At 35.6% G+C, this 16337-nt stretch carries 15 protein-coding genes; 10 read left to right on the top strand and 5 right to left on the bottom strand.

The window, feature by feature from the left end; genetic code table 11:
- Positions 1-19: 19 nt before the first annotated feature.
- The 3 genes from FAF07_RS14555 to FAF07_RS14545 all read right to left on the bottom strand — a co-directional run bounded on the left by FAF07_RS14555 (position 20) and on the right by FAF07_RS14545 (position 1733).
- Positions 20-535, bottom strand: a complete 516-nt coding sequence (locus tag FAF07_RS14555; protein WP_142785793.1) for a hypothetical protein — start codon at positions 533-535, stop codon at positions 20-22.
- 98 nt (positions 536-633) lie between these two features.
- The gene (locus tag FAF07_RS14550) at positions 634-1260 is read right to left on the bottom strand and encodes a CPBP family intramembrane glutamic endopeptidase (protein ID WP_142785792.1); all 627 of its coding nucleotides are present in this window, start codon (positions 1258-1260) and stop codon (positions 634-636) included.
- 14 nt (positions 1261-1274) lie between these two features.
- On the bottom strand, positions 1275-1733 hold the full coding sequence (locus tag FAF07_RS14545) for an Lrp/AsnC family transcriptional regulator (protein WP_142785791.1): 459 nt from the start codon (positions 1731-1733) through the stop codon (positions 1275-1277).
- A gap of 157 nt (positions 1734-1890) precedes the next feature.
- Here FAF07_RS14545 and FAF07_RS14540 point away from each other — a divergent pair, with 157 nt between their 5' ends.
- Positions 1891-3096, top strand: coding sequence for an aminotransferase class I/II-fold pyridoxal phosphate-dependent enzyme (locus tag FAF07_RS14540; RefSeq protein ID WP_142785790.1), 1206 nt, complete (start codon positions 1891-1893; stop codon positions 3094-3096).
- 9 nt (positions 3097-3105) lie between these two features.
- On the opposite strand, the gene FAF07_RS14535 is transcribed toward FAF07_RS14540, so the two are convergent.
- A complete protein-coding gene (locus FAF07_RS14535; RefSeq protein WP_142785789.1) occupies positions 3106-4122 on the bottom strand; it encodes a metal-dependent hydrolase in 1017 nt (338 codons plus the stop codon).
- A gap of 93 nt (positions 4123-4215) precedes the next feature.
- Here FAF07_RS14535 and nhaC point away from each other — a divergent pair, with 93 nt between their 5' ends.
- From nhaC to FAF07_RS14515, 4 genes are all read left to right on the top strand, one after another.
- Complete coding sequence (gene nhaC / locus FAF07_RS14530; RefSeq protein WP_142785788.1) at positions 4216-5691, top strand: Na+/H+ antiporter NhaC; 1476 nt, start codon at positions 4216-4218, stop codon at positions 5689-5691.
- 137 nt (positions 5692-5828) lie between these two features.
- Complete coding sequence (locus tag FAF07_RS14525) at positions 5829-6473, top strand: peroxiredoxin (RefSeq protein ID WP_142785787.1); 645 nt, start codon at positions 5829-5831, stop codon at positions 6471-6473.
- A 6-nt stretch (positions 6474-6479) separates the two neighbouring features.
- On the top strand, positions 6480-6788 hold the full coding sequence (locus FAF07_RS14520; protein ID WP_142785786.1) for a thioredoxin family protein: 309 nt from the start codon (positions 6480-6482) through the stop codon (positions 6786-6788).
- Between the two features lie 53 nt (positions 6789-6841).
- Complete coding sequence (locus FAF07_RS14515; protein WP_142785785.1) at positions 6842-7099, top strand: DUF6952 family protein; 258 nt, start codon at positions 6842-6844, stop codon at positions 7097-7099.
- 548 nt (positions 7100-7647) lie between these two features.
- Here the strand turns inward: FAF07_RS14515 and katG are convergent.
- Positions 7648-9897: a catalase/peroxidase HPI gene (katG, locus tag FAF07_RS14510; RefSeq protein WP_142785784.1), complete on the bottom strand. Its 2250-nt coding sequence runs from the start codon at positions 9895-9897 to the stop codon at positions 7648-7650.
- Positions 9898-10165: 268 nt separating this feature from the next.
- On the opposite strand from katG, the gene tpx reads away from it, so the two are divergent.
- The 5 genes from tpx to FAF07_RS14485 all read left to right on the top strand — a co-directional run bounded on the left by tpx (position 10166) and on the right by FAF07_RS14485 (position 16328).
- On the top strand, positions 10166-10666 hold the full coding sequence (gene tpx, locus FAF07_RS14505; RefSeq protein ID WP_142785783.1) for a thiol peroxidase: 501 nt from the start codon (positions 10166-10168) through the stop codon (positions 10664-10666).
- 12 nt (positions 10667-10678) lie between these two features.
- Entirely contained in the window at positions 10679-11047 is a 369-nt protein-coding gene (locus FAF07_RS14500; RefSeq protein WP_142785782.1) for a diacylglycerol kinase, read from the top strand.
- A 63-nt stretch (positions 11048-11110) separates the two neighbouring features.
- Positions 11111-13495 (top strand): DNA translocase FtsK, encoded by a 2385-nt coding sequence (locus FAF07_RS14495; RefSeq protein WP_142785781.1) that lies wholly within the window; start codon positions 11111-11113, stop codon positions 13493-13495.
- A gap of 94 nt (positions 13496-13589) precedes the next feature.
- The gene (locus FAF07_RS14490) at positions 13590-14225 is read left to right on the top strand and encodes a LolA family protein (protein WP_142785780.1); all 636 of its coding nucleotides are present in this window, start codon (positions 13590-13592) and stop codon (positions 14223-14225) included.
- Positions 14226-14402: 177 nt separating this feature from the next.
- Positions 14403-16328, top strand: coding sequence for an LptF/LptG family permease (locus FAF07_RS14485; protein ID WP_246067714.1), 1926 nt, complete (start codon positions 14403-14405; stop codon positions 16326-16328).
- The last annotated feature ends 9 nt before the right edge of the window (positions 16329-16337 follow it).

Below are 16337 nucleotides of genomic sequence, written 5' to 3'. Positions count from 1 at the left end.
GAAACTCAATCACGGATATTTATTGGGGATATCCTCCGTCACCTCCATCACCTTCATTTAAAGGATCAACAGGAATATCTTCATCTTTTGCATTTAAAAGGTTTGGAATCACACTTCCTTTAGATATCTTTTTATAACCTGTTGGCACTATAAACATGGTGTTTCTATTTTTTTTACTTCGCTCAGCATTTTCACCATAATTTCCCAAATACACGCGAACGCCCGTCATGGAAAAGCCTATCGTGTCCGACTGATGTTTTGCATAATATAAATAGTCTTCCACATCCTTTAAGGTCCACATGGTCGAACGCATCGGTTTTCTTGGACCTTCAACGTCTATAGTAGAATCTATTTCGGTTTTATTATTCTTTTCCCAATTGGCGCTTAATTCTTCGGCTTCTAAAATAGTAATAACGCCTGGGGGTTTATTGCCTTTAGTATCTGCAGTTGGTATATCTAATTGTCTCGGACAAAAAAGGTAAGTAAGTATGGCTCCAATAATCAATCCTAAAATAATGTACGCTAATTTTTTCATATTTATAATTTGGTTAGTTAGTAATAGCTGCTCTAAAATACTAAAAAGATTTAACCAACCTAAAGCTTTGTGCCTTAAAATAACATTTCATCCATAATTTATACAGGAAACCCAAGCATTTCACCCATGCCAACCGTAAACAAACAACTACCATAGATAGCATGCTCTATAGATACCAATAAAGTAGATTGGGTTTTTCTGTACGTGATTGCAAAAAGCAATCCTCCAAAAAAGGTTAATATCAAAACCAAAACATTTTTAAATAACACGTGCGCCAAAGCAAAAACCAGGGCATTAATAAAAATGAATAGATCATCACTTTTAAATACCGATCGATAGCGTTCAAAAAAGAAAGTCCTGTAAATTAACTCTTGGGGATATACCGAAAAAACCGAATACAAAACTACAATGATAACCCAAAGCATGGGTTTATTCCATACCACATGAAATAGCAGCGATTTATCTGTAATCCAAACAAAAATAATAGTGATGGTGGCAATAACAATCCCCTTAAATAAGGTGTGTTTCCAAAAGGCTTTCCAGTTAAGATGGGGCGCTACTTTAAATTTTATATTATGCACTTTTAAAAGCACAAAAATAATATATACAAAGCCAAAAACACCGAGTAGCAATTTTACCCAAATAGAATAATTTATAGTAAAACTAACCGGCAACAGAATAAAAATAATTAAAAATTCTAAACCACGATACGTGAGTGTTTTCATATTAAACGAGTTCATCATACATTAATTTCAGTGGAATGCTTGACCTCATTAATAACAAACATACTTTGTGTACTCCCAATATGGTTAATCGTGGTGAGCTTATTCACCATAAACTCCCTAAAGGCTACCATATCCTTTACTAAAACTTTTAGAAGATAATCATAATCACCACTGATGTGATAACACTCCAAAACCTCTGTTAAGTTGGCCACTTCGCGTTCAAATTTAACCACATATGCTTGACTGTGCTGTACCAGTTTAATATGGCAAAAAACGACAAAGGCTCTGTTTATTTTTTCTTTATCCACCAATGCCACATACTTACTTATAAAGCCTTCTTTTTCAAGTTTTTTAATACGTTCGTAAACCGCCGTGACCGATAGGTTCAATTTATTGGAAAGCTCTTTATTGGTTTGCTTGCTGTCCTGTTGTAAGTATTCCAATAGCTTTTTATCGGTGGCGTCAAAAATCATAGTTGATAAATTATCATGTAATCCTGTAATAAGCTCAAATTTATAATTTATTTATCTATAAATAGATATTATATTAGATTTATTTTCTGTATAATTCATCTTATATTGTTTTATAGTCTTAATTATTCGTAATTTGTTTAAATAAAAACTTATAATTATGGCTTTCAAACCTGCTAACAATATACAAGACTTACAATACTTTGGAGAATTTGGAGGGGTTAATCCTTCTATTTCAGATTCATCAACATACACCTTTCTTTCTGCAAAAACCATGTTCGACACGTTTGAAGGTAACGCAGATGGCTGTTATTTATATTCCCGTCACTCCACCCCTTCTAATTTATATTTAGGTGAAGCTTTAGCGGCTATGGAAGGTACAGAAACAGCAAATGTAACCGCTTCAGGTATGGGCGCGATTACGCCAGTGTTATTGCAGTTATGCGGTGCAGGCGACCATATTGTGTCTAGCCGAACGATTTACGGTGGCACTTACGCCTTCTTAAAGAACTTTACACCGCGATTTCATATTAAAACCAAATTTGTGGATATTACAAAACTAGATAGTGTAGAAGCTGCCATAACAGAACACACAAAAGTGCTGTACTGCGAATCTGTGAGTAATCCGCTTTTAGAAGTGGCCGATATAGAAGGTTTAGCAGCATTAGCAAAAAAATACAATTTAAAATTAATAGTAGATAATACCTTTTCACCACTTTCAATTTCCCCAGCAGAATTGGGTGCCGATATTGTTATTCATAGTTTAACAAAATTCATTAACGGCTCCAGCGATACGGTTGGTGGTGTGGTATGTGGTACCCAAGAATTCATAAATGATTTACGCAGTGTAAATGATGGCGCTTGCATGCTATTGGGTTCAACAATGGACAGTTTAAGAGCTGCTTCTATTCTAAAAAATTTAAGAACACTTCATATTAGAATGCAACAGCATAGCAAAAACGGTTTATATCTTGCTGAAAAATTTGAAGCTGACGGCTTAAAAACGGTATATCCAGGTCTAAAATCGCATCCGTCACATGACTTATTTAAGCGCATGATGAATCCTCAATATGGTTTTGGCGGCATGCTGACGATTGATGTGGGCTCTATAGAAACCGCAAATGCGCTTATGGAAATGATGCAACATAAAAACTTAGGTTACCTAGCCGTGAGTTTAGGATTTTATAAAACCTTATTTAGTGCTCCTGGAAGTTCCACATCGTCTGAAATACCTGAGAATGAACAAGCTGCCATGGGCTTAAGTGATGGTTTAATTCGTTTTTCAATTGGGTTGGATGCCGATATTGAGCGCACCTACAACATGATGCGTGACTGTATGAAGTCCCTACATATTTTGAATTCCTAGGGGTTTCTTCTAAATACCTTTTAGGCGTTCCCATAAATTTGAAATCGATGTTTTAAAATCATCTGCTTCAGGTTCAAAAGGTTTCATATTTAATCGATTTTCGTCTTTATATAGTATAAGACTAAACACGAAAGATTTAGGGTTCTCTTGTTTTAAAAGCGGATAACGTAAATCATTATAATGATATGTATCATTTTCCATTTCATAGATATTGTAATACCCATCACTAAACCATGAGAGTGCATCCAAGTCTTCACTAACCAAGGGTAAACGATTTTTAGGAATTTTCTTAAAATCGCTCGTCAATGACGCTTTATCGAACAATGAATAATAACCCACATAATAGTCGTCTTTGGTTTCGGCAATGCCGTACCATAGCACGTTGTTCAAAATAGTAGGCTGCGCTCTAAATCGGGAATACGGAATATTTGCAAAATGAAATGAGGTTTCAAAAACAGAATCCATATACATTTTATTAACGACCGTAAAAAGCATATAAACCGAACTGATTCCAACGCCTAACTTTAACCAAAGTAGGCGTTTTTTGCTATGTCTTTTATAAAACATAAGCACAAGCATACAAATTAGAAAAGGCAGCGTATAGAGAGGATCTGCTACCGCAATATTATCACACGCCACCCGATAATCATTAAATGGTGTAAATAACTGGGTGCCATAGGGTGTAAAACAATCTAAAATAATATGTGTAAATAGAGCTAGAAAAAAGAGTATTATCCAATCTTTCAATTGGGTAGTGTGCTTTCTACTTTTTGTATCATATAATTTATAAAACAACCACCCAAATAAAAACGCTCCCAATACAGAAAATAGAATGGAATGCATAAACCCTCTGTGAAAAAGCATCTCGTCAATGTTATTGTTATAGAGCAAATTCCCAACAAAAACATCCAAATCTGGAATAGTACCGCCTATGGCTCCAAATAATAATGCCTTGTTACCAATTTTCTTGCCTAAGACTGCTTCACCACAGGCGGCACCAAGGACAATTTGGGTTAGGGAATCCATAAATTACTTTTTTAAGAAAACAAACATACGCAAGTAATTCCATTTGCACAGCATTACTGAAAGTTGTAACATTACGTGACAAAAAACCATTATATGCAGGACGACGATAATATTTCAGAATTTAAAGCAAACGATCAAAATATTATAGAAAATAAAGAATTAAATTTTTATGAAGCTTTAATTCCAGTCGTTATCCTAATGAGCATGCTAGCTTACAATATCTTTTTTGTTGAAGATCAAGAATGGTTTGGCGCTTACACGAATCAAATTATTTTACTCTTAGGGGGTTTAGTTGCTGCCATTGTAGGTGCTTTTAACAAAGTTTCTTTTTCGAGAATGCTCGTTGAGATTTGGGAAAATCTTAAAAGTATTTTTATTCCAATCATGATTCTTTTGCTTGTTGGCGCATTGGCTGGAACATGGCTGGTTAGTGGCGTAATTCCCGCTATGGTATATTATGGCTTACAGGTTTTAAGTCCCGAAATATTTTTACCTGCATCGGTAATTATTGCAGCCATTATTTCAATTGCAACCGGAAGTTCATGGACCACTTCAGCCACGGTGGGTATTGCCCTTGTCGGCATCGGAACGGCCCTTGGGATAAATCCGGGAATGATAGCCGGTGCCGTAATTTCTGGAGCCTATTTTGGAGATAAAATGTCGCCTCTAAGTGATACCACAAACTTAGCGCCCGCTATGGCTGGAACCGATTTGTTTACGCATATTAAATATATGACATACACGACTGTGCCGACGATTATTATTACATTAATTGTATTCGGCATTATTAGTATGAATATTGAAACCTCTGGAAGTGCAGATATTAGCAGCTTATTAGGCACCATTGATACCACTTTCAACATTTCGCCATGGTTATTTGCTGTTCCTGCCGTAGTTATTGCTTTGATACTTCTCAAAACGAAGCCATTAATAGCTCTAGGCGCGGGTGTGCTTCTTGCCGCAGTTTTTGCATTTATCTTTCAGGCAGACATTTTAAATAGCCTTGCAGATTCAAAGTTAGGAGCATTAATTACAGCTGTTCTTACTGACACACAAATAACAACTGAAAACGAAAAACTAAATGATCTCTTTTCTGCTGGTGGCATGAATGGAATGCTTTGGACAATTTTCCTTATAATTTGTGCTATGGTTTTTGGCGGTATTATGGATGCCATTGGCGCGCTTGCTCGTATTACCAAAGCTTTACTCTCTGTTGCTACAACCATTTTTGGCTTATTTGCAAGTACAGTAATTAGCTGTTTAGGTTTAAACGCTATTGCTTCCGATCAGTATTTAGCAATCGTTATTCCTGGAAAGATGTTTAAAAAAGCTTTTGAAGATCGTGGTTTAGCACCAGAAAACTTAAGTAGAACGCTCGAAGATTCCGGAACAGTAACTTCGGTTTTAATTCCATGGAACACCTGTGGCGCTTATCAATCTGGCGTATTGGGTGTTGGTGTTGCAGAATATTTTATGTATGCCATCTTCAATTGGCTAAGTCCGTTTACCACACTTCTGTTTGCAGCCTTAAATATTAAAATCAGACAAATCAGTTCTAAAAAGCGCTAATCCTCTCATTTTCAAAAGCCATAAATAAATACTATTAATCAATAAGTATTTAAAATTTTATCTTGTTTCAATTTCTATTGTTGTGAATTAGTTTTGCGCTCATAAAACAGAATTACTAATTTTTAAAATAATATAAAATGGCAATAGTAGGAAAAAAATTCCCAGATTTAAATGTAAACGCAATGAACGAGATGGGAGATACGTTTAAATTAAATGTTCTTGAAGAAGCAATAAACAATAAGAAAAAAGTCTTGTTATTCTGGTATCCAAAAGATTTCACATTTGTGTGCCCTACAGAATTACATGCTTTTCAAGCAGCTTTAGGCGAATTTGAAAAGAGAAATACTATTGTAATTGGTGCCTCTTGTGATACGCCCGAAGTACATTTTGCATGGTTGAATACTGCAAAAGATAACGGTGGCATAGAAGGTGTTACGTATCCAATTCTAGCTGATTCTAATAGAAACTTGGCCTCAACATTAGGGATATTGGATATCTCAAACGAAACTTATAATGACGAAACTGGCGTTGTAACTGTTGATGGTGACAATGTGACTTATAGAGCGACTTACATTATAGATGAAGATGGTACTGTAGTGCACGAAGGTGTAAATCACATGCCTTTAGGAAGAAACGTTCAGGAGTTTTTACGTTTAATTGATGCTTACACACACGTTCAAGAAAAAGGTGAAGTCTGTCCTGCTAACTGGGAAGAAGGAAAAGATGCTATGAATGCCAATAGAAATGGTGTTGCAGATTATTTGGCGGCACACGTAAACTAAATCGACATGGTTCAAGAATTAGAACAGGATAATTTGCAAGACATTATAGACAGTAACGATATCGTTGTTGTTCAATATTCTGCTACGTGGTGCGGTAATTGTAGAATTATGAAACCTAAAGTTAAAAAGTTAGCCTCTGAATTAGAAGCTATAACTTTTGTTATCGCTGACGCGGAAAAATTTCCGGAATCACGAAAATTGGCAACGGTTGATAATTTACCAACATTCGCGACCTTCAAAAAAGGCGCTTTTGTAAATCAAGTTCAAACCAATAAGTTTGATGTTTTAAAAGAACTTGTTGAAGAAATTAGCTAAACTTATTAATACATTAAAATTAGTTTCTTCCCTTTGGGAAGACGGAAGATGGGATGAAGTTACCAGTAATTAAGCATTTAAGTCAGTTTATTGAAGATAATGATGAAGACTTCATCATAGAGACTATCGAAACCCTTGAAAATCTAACAGAAGTGTCATCTTTAAAAGATGAAGAATTGGATGTTATTGGAGAATTGGTTTCAAATATGTATGGCGCATTAGAGGTTCAAAAAATGGTAAAAGATGGCACACCGAAGAAAGAGGCATTGAACACTTTTATGTCTCGGGTACTTGGCTCTATTGATAAATAATATTAATCTTAAAAAACCATTTCTTCCGATAGTCTTCGGAAGAAATGGTTTTTTTATAATGCTAACCCGTTGTGCGTTTTCCTTTTTTCTGCTTTGCGATACCCAAATTTTAAAAACTTTCCAGTATTTACAAGGCTTTCTTAGAGTGTTTTAAAATTGTTCGGAAAACAAGAAAAACTCCCAAGCGCTAGTTGACATTCAATTTCAGTTACAAGGTTACTTTTCTTTGTTCTTTTGCCTTGATGCCAAAGAACCAAAAAATCAAAACGATTTATTGGGAAATTGCTGCGCACCCTTCACCAATACATAATTGATTTTAGTTTTTAAAGACATTTATGAATTCAATCCTAAATTGACATCTGTTCTATTTTGCCCTTAGCTTATTATTTCTAAAATCGTTGATTCCGACCCCAGTCGGAACTCCAAGTAGTATGGATGGTTCGGTTTTCAATTTATAATGTTAACCCATTGTGCATTTTCTATTTTTAAACGCAATTAAATATCTGTTCGAGTAATTTTCGATAGAAAATTGTATCTAGAACATTTAATTAAGCCAAATCGAAGCGGTCTAAGCGCATTACTTTAGTCCAGGCGTCTACAAAATCCTTAACAAACATGTCTTCAGAATCGTTGCACCCATAAACTTCAGCAATGGCACGTAATTCGGAGTTCGAACCGAAAATCAAATCCACTCTAGTTCCTGTCCATTTAAGTACTCCTGTGGCACGATTGCGACCTTCAAATAATATCTCATCATCTGAAGTTGCTTTCCATGTGGTGCTTAAATCTAGAAGATTCACAAAGAAATCATTCGTTAAGGTCTCCGGGTTCTCAGTAAACACACCATGTTTAGAATGATCAAAATTCGTATTTAAAACCCGCATACCGCCTATTAAAGCGGTCATTTGGGGCGCAGAAAGCGTTAACAATTGAGCCCGATCTACTAACATTTCCTCTGCATCGGCCATATGATCTGACCCTAAATAATTTCTAAAACCGTCTGCCGATGGTTCCAGCGATGCAAACGATTCAACATCGGTTTGCTCTATGGAAGCATCTGTGCGACCTGGAGTAAATGGCACGTTTATATTGTGTCCCGCAGCTTTAGCAGCTTTCTCAATACCCACACTACCACCCAAAACGATTAAATCTGCTATGGAAATTTGTTTCCCGCCAGATTGCGAGTCATCAAATGTTTTCTGAATTTCGTTATATACTTCTAAAACTGCATAAAGTTGTTTTGGATTGTTAACTTCCCAAAACCGTTGTGGCGCCAATCGAAGTCGTCCCCCATTCGCACCACCCCGCTTATCCGAGCCTCTAAAGGTTGAAGCCGATGCCCAAGCCGTGGATACCAACTGAGAAACAGATAATCCGGAATCTAAAATTTTACTTTTTAAATGTGCTATATCTGCATCACTAACAAGTTTATAGGTCGCCTCAGGAATGGGATCTTGCCAAAGTAATTCTTCCGATGGCACTTCTGGTCCTAAATATAAAGACACGGGTCCCATATCACGATGCGTCAGTTTATACCACGCACGCGAAAACGCCTCTGAAAACGCATCTTGATCCTCATGAAAACGTCTGGAAATTGGTGCATAGATGGGATCCATTTTAAGTGCCATATCCGCCGTGGTCATCATGAGTGCCTGTGTTTTACTGGCATCTCCTGCTCTTGGGGCTCTTTTTGCATTGGAGTCTGCAGTGGGCGTCCATTGGTGTGCACCAGCGGGACTCTTGGTCAATTCCCAATCATATCCAAATAAGACATCAAAATATTCACTATCCCATCGTGTGGGATGTGGTGTCCAAGGCCCTTCAATACCACTCGTGATGGTATCATCACCTACACCACTACCAAATGAGTTTTCCCAGCCTAAACCTTGTGCTGCGATATTACCCCCAGCCGGTTCTCTTCCCACAAATTCATCAGGATTTGCGGCACCATGTGCTTTACCAAAGGTATGACCACCCGCAACTAATGCGACAGTTTCTTCATCATTCATAGCCATACGTGCAAAGGTTTCACGAATATCGACAGCAGATTTAAGCGGATCTGGATTACCATTTGGCCCTTCTGGATTCACATAAATGAGTCCCATTTGTACAGCGCCCAACGGGTTTTCCAATTCACGATCTCCTGTATAGCGTTTATCTCCAAGCCATTCAGCTTCTGGTCCCCAATATATATCTTCCTCAGGTTGCCAAATATCTTCACGACCTCCACCAAAACCAAAGGTTTCAAATCCCATAGATTCCAAAGCGCAATTTCCTGCAAGAATCATCAAATCTGCCCATGAAATTTTCTTCCCGTACTTTTGTTTAATAGGCCATAACAGCAAACGTGCTTTATCTAAGTTCCCATTGTCCGGCCAACTGTTTAATGGCGCAAAACGCTGTGAACCAGAACCCGATCCGCCACGACCATCCGCTATACGGTATGTGCCTGCACTATGCCAGGCCATTCTAATAAAAAACGGTCCGTAGTGTCCATAATCGGCAGGCCACCAATCTTGAGAGGTAGTCATTAAATCGTAAAGATCCGATTTGAGATCAGCGAGATTTAAACTCTTAAATTCCTCAGCATAATCAAAATCCTTACCCATTGGGTTAGATAGATCTGTGTGCTGTCGCAGAATATTTAATTTTAAAGCATTGGGCCACCAATCTCTATTTGTCGTTCCGCCACCAGCCGTTTTCTTAACAGCACCGCTAGAAAATGGACATTTACTTGACTCGTTTAACTCCCAAACATTTCCATTAGGTGATCCGTTAGTATGCTCATAATTTTCCATTAGTTAATATTTTTTAGTTGTTAATTTTTAAAGTTATAAAATTTGAATTTAAAAAAGAAGCTTCAGTAATTTTTAATCATTATTTTACAATTGGCAAAAGCTATAGTGTCAATTCCTTTTTTGAAGTTTGAAATTGAACAACCTAGCAACACGTATTAATTGTAAATATTTAACCAATTTATTATTGCTCCTAAATGTTTTTTGAATAGAAAATGATATTTAGAACATAAATATTCATACTTTTAAATCCAATTTAAAAATTTACAAAATGGCACATATCACTTTAGGCGGAAATTCAGTTGAAACATCAGGAAATTTACCAGAAATAGGCTCTCAAGTAAAAGATTTTGAATTAGTGGCAGTCGATCTGTCAACTAAAACCATGGATGATTTTAAGGGGAATACCCTAATCTTAAATATTTTTCCAAGTGTAAATACAGGCATCTGTGCAACCTCTGTTAGAACCTTTAATAAAACTGGCGCTGCCATACCAAACACGAAAGTATTGTGCATTTCTAGAGATTTACCCTTTGCCCAAGACCAATTTTGTGCTGCAGAAGGTTTGGACAATGTGGTGATGCTTTCAGATTTTAAAACTGGTGCTTTCGGTAAAGCATACGGATTAGATATGATTAGTGGTGGTTTTGATGGCTTACTTTCACGATGTGTTATCATTGTTGATGATTCAGGCAAAGTTATTTATACAGAACAAGTTCCAGAAATAGGCCAAGAGCCAGACTATGATGCCGCCTTAGCAGCAATTAAATAATGCCCTTTTCTTATGACAAAAAAAGAATCCTTATTTCTTAATAGAATAAGAAGTGTTGGCTATGCTTTTAATGGTGCTTTATTACTTTTAAAATCTGAGGCCAGTATAAAAATTCAATTTGTTATTGCTATTTTGGTTACCAGTGCCGGATTCATTTTCAATATTTCCGCAACGGAATGGCTTATTCAGCTTTTGGCTATTGGATTAATCATGAGTATTGAGGGCATTAACACGGCTATTGAAGCCATGGCAGATTTTATTCACCCAGAGCATCATCAAAAAATCGGGATTATTAAGGATATTGCCGCAGGTGCTGTATTTATTGCTTCTGTTTTTGCTAGCATTATAGGTTTTATAATCTATCTTCCTAAGATTTTTTAAATACTATTACCGTTAAAATAAACGTTAGTAATTTGTATTTTTGTTCCAATCAAAAACGCATGAATGGCGAAAAGAAAGACCAAACCCAAAAAAACACCTAATAAAAAGCTTAAATCCCCAAGTTTTAAACTGTCTAACCAGCAAAAACTGGTATTGGGCAGTTTCCTTGTTATATTTGGCATTCTGCTATGTATTGCATTTATTTCATTCTTTTTTACTGGAGAAGCAGATCAAAGTACCTTATCCAATTTTACATCACGCGATGTAAAAACCGACAACTGGCTTAATAAATCTGGAGCCTGGTTAAGTGACTTTTTTATTCAACGCGGTTTTGGTATTGCATCTTTTATCTTCTCTGGATTATTTTTTCTTTCTGGCGTCTATGTTTTAATGGATATCAATAAAGCCAAATTGAGAAAACATTGGTTCTGGGGTATTTTAATCGTGATTTGGGTGTCTGTTTTATTTGGGTTTTTCGGAGAAAAAATGGATATCCTAGGCGGAACCATAGGTTACGAAATCAATACATTTCTACAAGATTATATAGGAAAAATAGGTGTTATTCTACTTCTTCTTTTTGGCTTAATAAGCTATTTAGCCATTCGTTTTAAAGTAACCTTCCAGAGCTTTACCAAGCTTTTTAAATCGGCAAAAAAAGATATTAAAAGTGAGTTTTCAGATATGAAAGACGATCTTATAATTCCTTTGGACAACAACTTATCTGAAGAAGCTGAAGCCATTAAATCTGCTTATGAAATCCCTTTAGAAGACAAAGCACCACCCAAGAAAACTTCAAATACAGTTGAACCAGTAAAAACGGAGCTAGAGGTCAGCGTCGTTGAAGAAGAAGAGGAGGATACTAATATGGAGATGAAAATTGAGCATGTGCCTAATGAGATTTCTGAATCTGACAACCTTGCCAATAAACTTGTTGAAGATTTTGGACAATTTGACCCCACTTTAGAATTGAGTAATTATCAATTTCCACCAATTGATTTATTAAAGAAATACGATACTGAAGGCATAAAAATCAATCAGGAAGAACTTGAAGAAAACAAAAATAAAATTGTTGAAACCTTAAGCAATTATAAAATTGGTATTGCCAGTATCAAAGCCACGATAGGTCCTACGGTGACGCTGTATGAAATTGTGCCAGAAGCTGGCGTTCGGATTTCAAAAATTAAAAATCTTGAAGATGATATCGCCTTATCGTTATCTGCGCTTGGAATCCGGATTATAGCCCCAATTCCTGGAAAAGGCACGATTGGCATAGAAGTCCCTAATAAGAATTCGACCATCGTTTCCATGCGTTCTGTTATTGCTTCAAAAAAGTTTCAAACTTCAGAAATGCAGCTTCCAATTGCTTTAGGTAAGACTATTAGTAATGAAACCTTTGTGGTAGATTTGGCAAAAATGCCTCACCTCTTAATGGCGGGTGCGACTGGTCAAGGGAAATCGGTTGGATTAAACGCCGTTTTAACCTCGCTTTTGTATAAAAAACACCCTGCAGAAGTTAAGTTTATTTTGGTTGACCCGAAAAAAGTGGAGCTTACGCTTTTTAATAAAATTGAACGCCACTATTTAGCAAAATTACCAGATAGCGAAGATGCCATTATCACGGATAATACCAAGGTTATTAATACCCTTAACTCCTTGTGTATTGAGATGGACAACCGTTATGAGCTTCTTAAAAATGCACTTTGCAGAAATATTGCAGAGTATAACGCCAAGTTCAAGGCACGAAAACTAAACCCGAATGAAGGGCATCAATTTTTACCTTACATTATATTGGTGGTTGATGAGTTTGCAGATTTAATTATGACTGCCGGTAAGGAAGTTGAAACCCCTATTGCACGTTTGGCCCAATTGGCGCGTGCTATTGGTATTCATTTAATTATTGCAACACAACGTCCTTCGGTAAATGTTATTACTGGTATTATAAAAGCTAATTTCCCTGCGCGTATTGCGTTTAGGGTAACTTCAAAAATAGATTCACGGACGATTTTAGATGGTTCTGGAGCCGACCAATTAATTGGTCGTGGTGATATGCTGTTCACCCAAGGCAACGATGTTATTCGTGTGCAATGTGCCTTTGTTGATACACCCGAAGTTGAAAAAATTACAGATTATATTGGCTCTCAAAAAGCATATCCTGAGGCTTATATGTTACCGGAATATGTTGGCGAAGAAAGTGGCACAAGTCTTGATGTAGATATCTCAGATAGGGATAAACTATTCAAAGATGCGGCTATTGTTATTGTTACGGCGCAACAAGGATCGGCCTCTTTATTACAACGAAAACTAAAACTAGGCTACAATCGTGCTGGTAGAATCATCGATCAGTTAGAAGCTGCTGGTATTGTAGGGCCTTTTGAAGGCAGCAAAGCCCGTCAAGTTTTAGTAACAGATTTAGCAGCTTTAGATAAACATTTAGAAAATGAAATTTAATACCATGAAACATCCATAACTAAAACTTGATACCCAAGTGAAATGATTAAATGGATGTCGCATGTGACCAATAAAAAATAATACATATAAACACATGAAAAACTTTTTATTACTATTTTTTATATCACTCTCGTTTAGCGTGTTTTCCCAAAATAAAGGAAAGATTTTACTTAATGACGTTTCTGAGAAAGTTAAAAGTTATGAATCTATCTCCATAGGCTTTAAATACGTACTTGAAAATACATCAGAAAATATTAAGCAAGAAACCAAGGGTGATGTTATTATGGAAGGTGATAAATACAAATTAAACATTCTTGGTGTCACCAGAATATTTGATGGTAAAACCTTATATAGCATTAGCCCTGAAGATGAAGAAGTGACCATTTCATCAGAAAGCGATAACGAAGAAGATGCCATTACCCCGAGCAAAATGCTGTCTTTTTATGAAGATGGTTATACTTATGATTTAGACATCGAACAGAATATTAAAGGCAGAAAAATTCAGTATGTGAAATTAACTCCGATTGATTCTGATTCAGAAATCAATTATATTCTATTAGGTATAGATTCTCAAACGAAGCATATTTACAATCTCATTCAGGTTGGGAAAAACAAAACAAAGACGACGCTTACTGTTAATTCTTTTAAAACAAACGAACCGTTGTCAAAAACCTTATTTACTTTTGATGCCGATAAATACAGTGACTATTATATTAATAGGCTAGATTAGCATCTCATAAAATACAGCTATCTATTTCCTTTAAAAAAATAGTTTTTAGGTAACGCATTTTATTAAAAATTAACCAACCAAAAAAGATAAGTAACATTTAACCGTGTGAAAATATTAGATCGTTACATACTAACCTCCTATTTAAAAACTTTCATCAGTGTATTTTTAATACTCGTGATGATTTTTGTATTACAGACTATTTGGCTATATATTAAAGAGTTAGCGGGTAAAGATTTAGATATCGTAGTGATATTTAAGTTCTTGGTTTATTTTATGCCTAAGCTTATGCCTTTGGTATTGCCATTGACAATTCTGTTATCCTCAATCATGGTTTTTGGTAGTTTTGCCGAGAATTATGAATTTGCCGCCATGAAATCTACTGGCATTTCACTCCAACGTGCCATGACTGGACTTAGTGTGTTTATTGTTCTGCTAGGCGTTTTAACCTTTTTCTTCTCTAATAACGTTATTCCATGGGCAGAATACAACTCGTTCAATTTAAGAAAAAATATAGCGAAATTAAAACCTGCCATGTTGTTGGCTGAAGGTCAATTTAACGAGGTTGGAAATTACAATATTAAATTTGCGGACAAAAGTGGTGATAGAGGTCAGTTTTTAAGAGATGTAACAATTCATATAAAAGGCGCTAACGGCAGAACCAACGCGACGACTATTAAATCTAAAACTGGTGAATTAGTAAGTAAAGAAAATTCTAATGTCCTACAGCTCATTCTCTTTGATGGTAACTATTACAATGACATTCTTCCAAAGAAAATGAAAGAACGCAAAAAGAAACCTTTTGCAAAAAGTGCGTTTGAAAAATACACCATGAACATTGATTTATCTGAACTTAATGAAGTCGATTTTGATGAAAAATCGTATACAGATAAATATAATATGCTAAATATTAGTGGCTTAGGTACAGCCATTGATTCACTTATAAAAAAACGCGATTCAGAACACGAAAACTTCAGTAAAAATCTTTATCAACGCTCAAGTTTTTCTAGATTAATTACTAATAAAAAAACGAAGTCCAAGATTGATGACAGAACTGAAACTGAGACTGAAAAAGATTCAATAATCGCTGATAATATTTTAGATCTTTTTGATACCAAGAAGAAGATTCAAATTGTTGATTTGGCAGCTAAGGCTTCAAATAGCACGAAACAGCTTATTGCTACTAAAGAGGCTAACTTACAATTTTCGCAATCTAATTTCAATAAACACATTATCTCCTTTCATGAAAAATTGGCTTTAGGCTTTGCCTGTGTCATATTATTTTTTGTGGGTGCTCCCTTAGGTGCGCTTATTAGAAAAGGCGGTCTTGGTTTACCTATGGTCGTTGCCATACTGCTTTTTTTAACCTATCATTTTATCGGTATTTTCGCTATAAATAGTGCAAAATCGGGAGACTTTAATCCCATATTGGCCAGCTGGTTTTCAACTTTAATCATGTTACCATTAGGCATATTTTTAACCAAGAGAGCTACTGAAGACAGGGGCTTATTTGAATTTGGAAATGTTTTAGACCCCTTAAGAAAAGCGTTCAATATAAAACCTAAAGATGCCATTAGCTATACCTTTCTTGAAGCATATACCGTTGATGAATTAAAAGATGTTATTGTCAAGTATAAAACTTTAGGCTTAGATGAATTTAGTAGGTACGAAGCCTTAAAGTTATTACATCGTCGTGGTATTTCAAATGATGAATTAAGAGAAAGTGGCATTCCTATCCAATTAACATATGATGAATCTGACAGGATTTATAACAAATTTAATGCGCATTCAAAGTATAGCCTCATATTATATTGTATAGCCATTATTCTTTTAGTGCTTTATTTCGTTTTTAAAAATAACCGGTTGCCTTCTATTGCCACGGCATCAATTCAATTGTGTTTAGTTGCTCTGGTTCTATTGATGATCTATTATTTAAAATCAATTATGAATTTATACCGTTTTTATAAGCATATTCGTAAAAAAAATAAGCGCCCCAATGCATTACTACTTGTTATTGGTCTGCCAGTTTATGCATTAACACATTTCATTTTAAAAGCAAAATTTGAAGAAGACTTAAAGCTAAATTGTATAAATTCTTTAAAATAAGCAATATCT

It is taken from the genome of Changchengzhania lutea (genome assembly GCF_006974145.1).
Taxonomy (GTDB): Bacteria; Bacteroidota; Bacteroidia; order Flavobacteriales; family Flavobacteriaceae; genus Changchengzhania; species Changchengzhania lutea.
Note: the sequence above shows the minus strand (reverse complement) of the source record. Positions and strands in the feature narration are given on the sequence as shown.

Coding starts and splice junctions, on each gene's coding strand:
- FAF07_RS14555 (WP_142785793.1), bottom strand. CDS start 535: ATGAAAAAATTAGCGTACATTATTTTAGGATTGATTATTGGAGCCATA.
- FAF07_RS14550 (WP_142785792.1), bottom strand. CDS start 1,260: ATGAAAACACTCACGTATCGTGGTTTAGAATTTTTAATTATTTTTATT.
- FAF07_RS14545 (WP_142785791.1), bottom strand. CDS start 1,733: ATGATTTTTGACGCCACCGATAAAAAGCTATTGGAATACTTACAACAG.
- FAF07_RS14540 (WP_142785790.1), top strand. CDS start 1,891: ATGGCTTTCAAACCTGCTAACAATATACAAGACTTACAATACTTTGGA.
- FAF07_RS14535 (WP_142785789.1), bottom strand. CDS start 4,122: ATGGATTCCCTAACCCAAATTGTCCTTGGTGCCGCCTGTGGTGAAGCA.
- nhaC (WP_142785788.1), top strand. CDS start 4,216: ATGCAGGACGACGATAATATTTCAGAATTTAAAGCAAACGATCAAAAT.
- FAF07_RS14525 (WP_142785787.1), top strand. CDS start 5,829: ATGGCAATAGTAGGAAAAAAATTCCCAGATTTAAATGTAAACGCAATG.
- FAF07_RS14520 (WP_142785786.1), top strand. CDS start 6,480: ATGGTTCAAGAATTAGAACAGGATAATTTGCAAGACATTATAGACAGT.
- FAF07_RS14515 (WP_142785785.1), top strand. CDS start 6,842: ATGAAGTTACCAGTAATTAAGCATTTAAGTCAGTTTATTGAAGATAAT.
- katG (WP_142785784.1), bottom strand. CDS start 9,897: ATGGAAAATTATGAGCATACTAACGGATCACCTAATGGAAATGTTTGG.
- tpx (WP_142785783.1), top strand. CDS start 10,166: ATGGCACATATCACTTTAGGCGGAAATTCAGTTGAAACATCAGGAAAT.
- FAF07_RS14500 (WP_142785782.1), top strand. CDS start 10,679: ATGACAAAAAAAGAATCCTTATTTCTTAATAGAATAAGAAGTGTTGGC.
- FAF07_RS14495 (WP_142785781.1), top strand. CDS start 11,111: ATGGCGAAAAGAAAGACCAAACCCAAAAAAACACCTAATAAAAAGCTT.
- FAF07_RS14490 (WP_142785780.1), top strand. CDS start 13,590: ATGAAAAACTTTTTATTACTATTTTTTATATCACTCTCGTTTAGCGTG.
- FAF07_RS14485 (WP_246067714.1), top strand. CDS start 14,403: ATGATTTTTGTATTACAGACTATTTGGCTATATATTAAAGAGTTAGCG.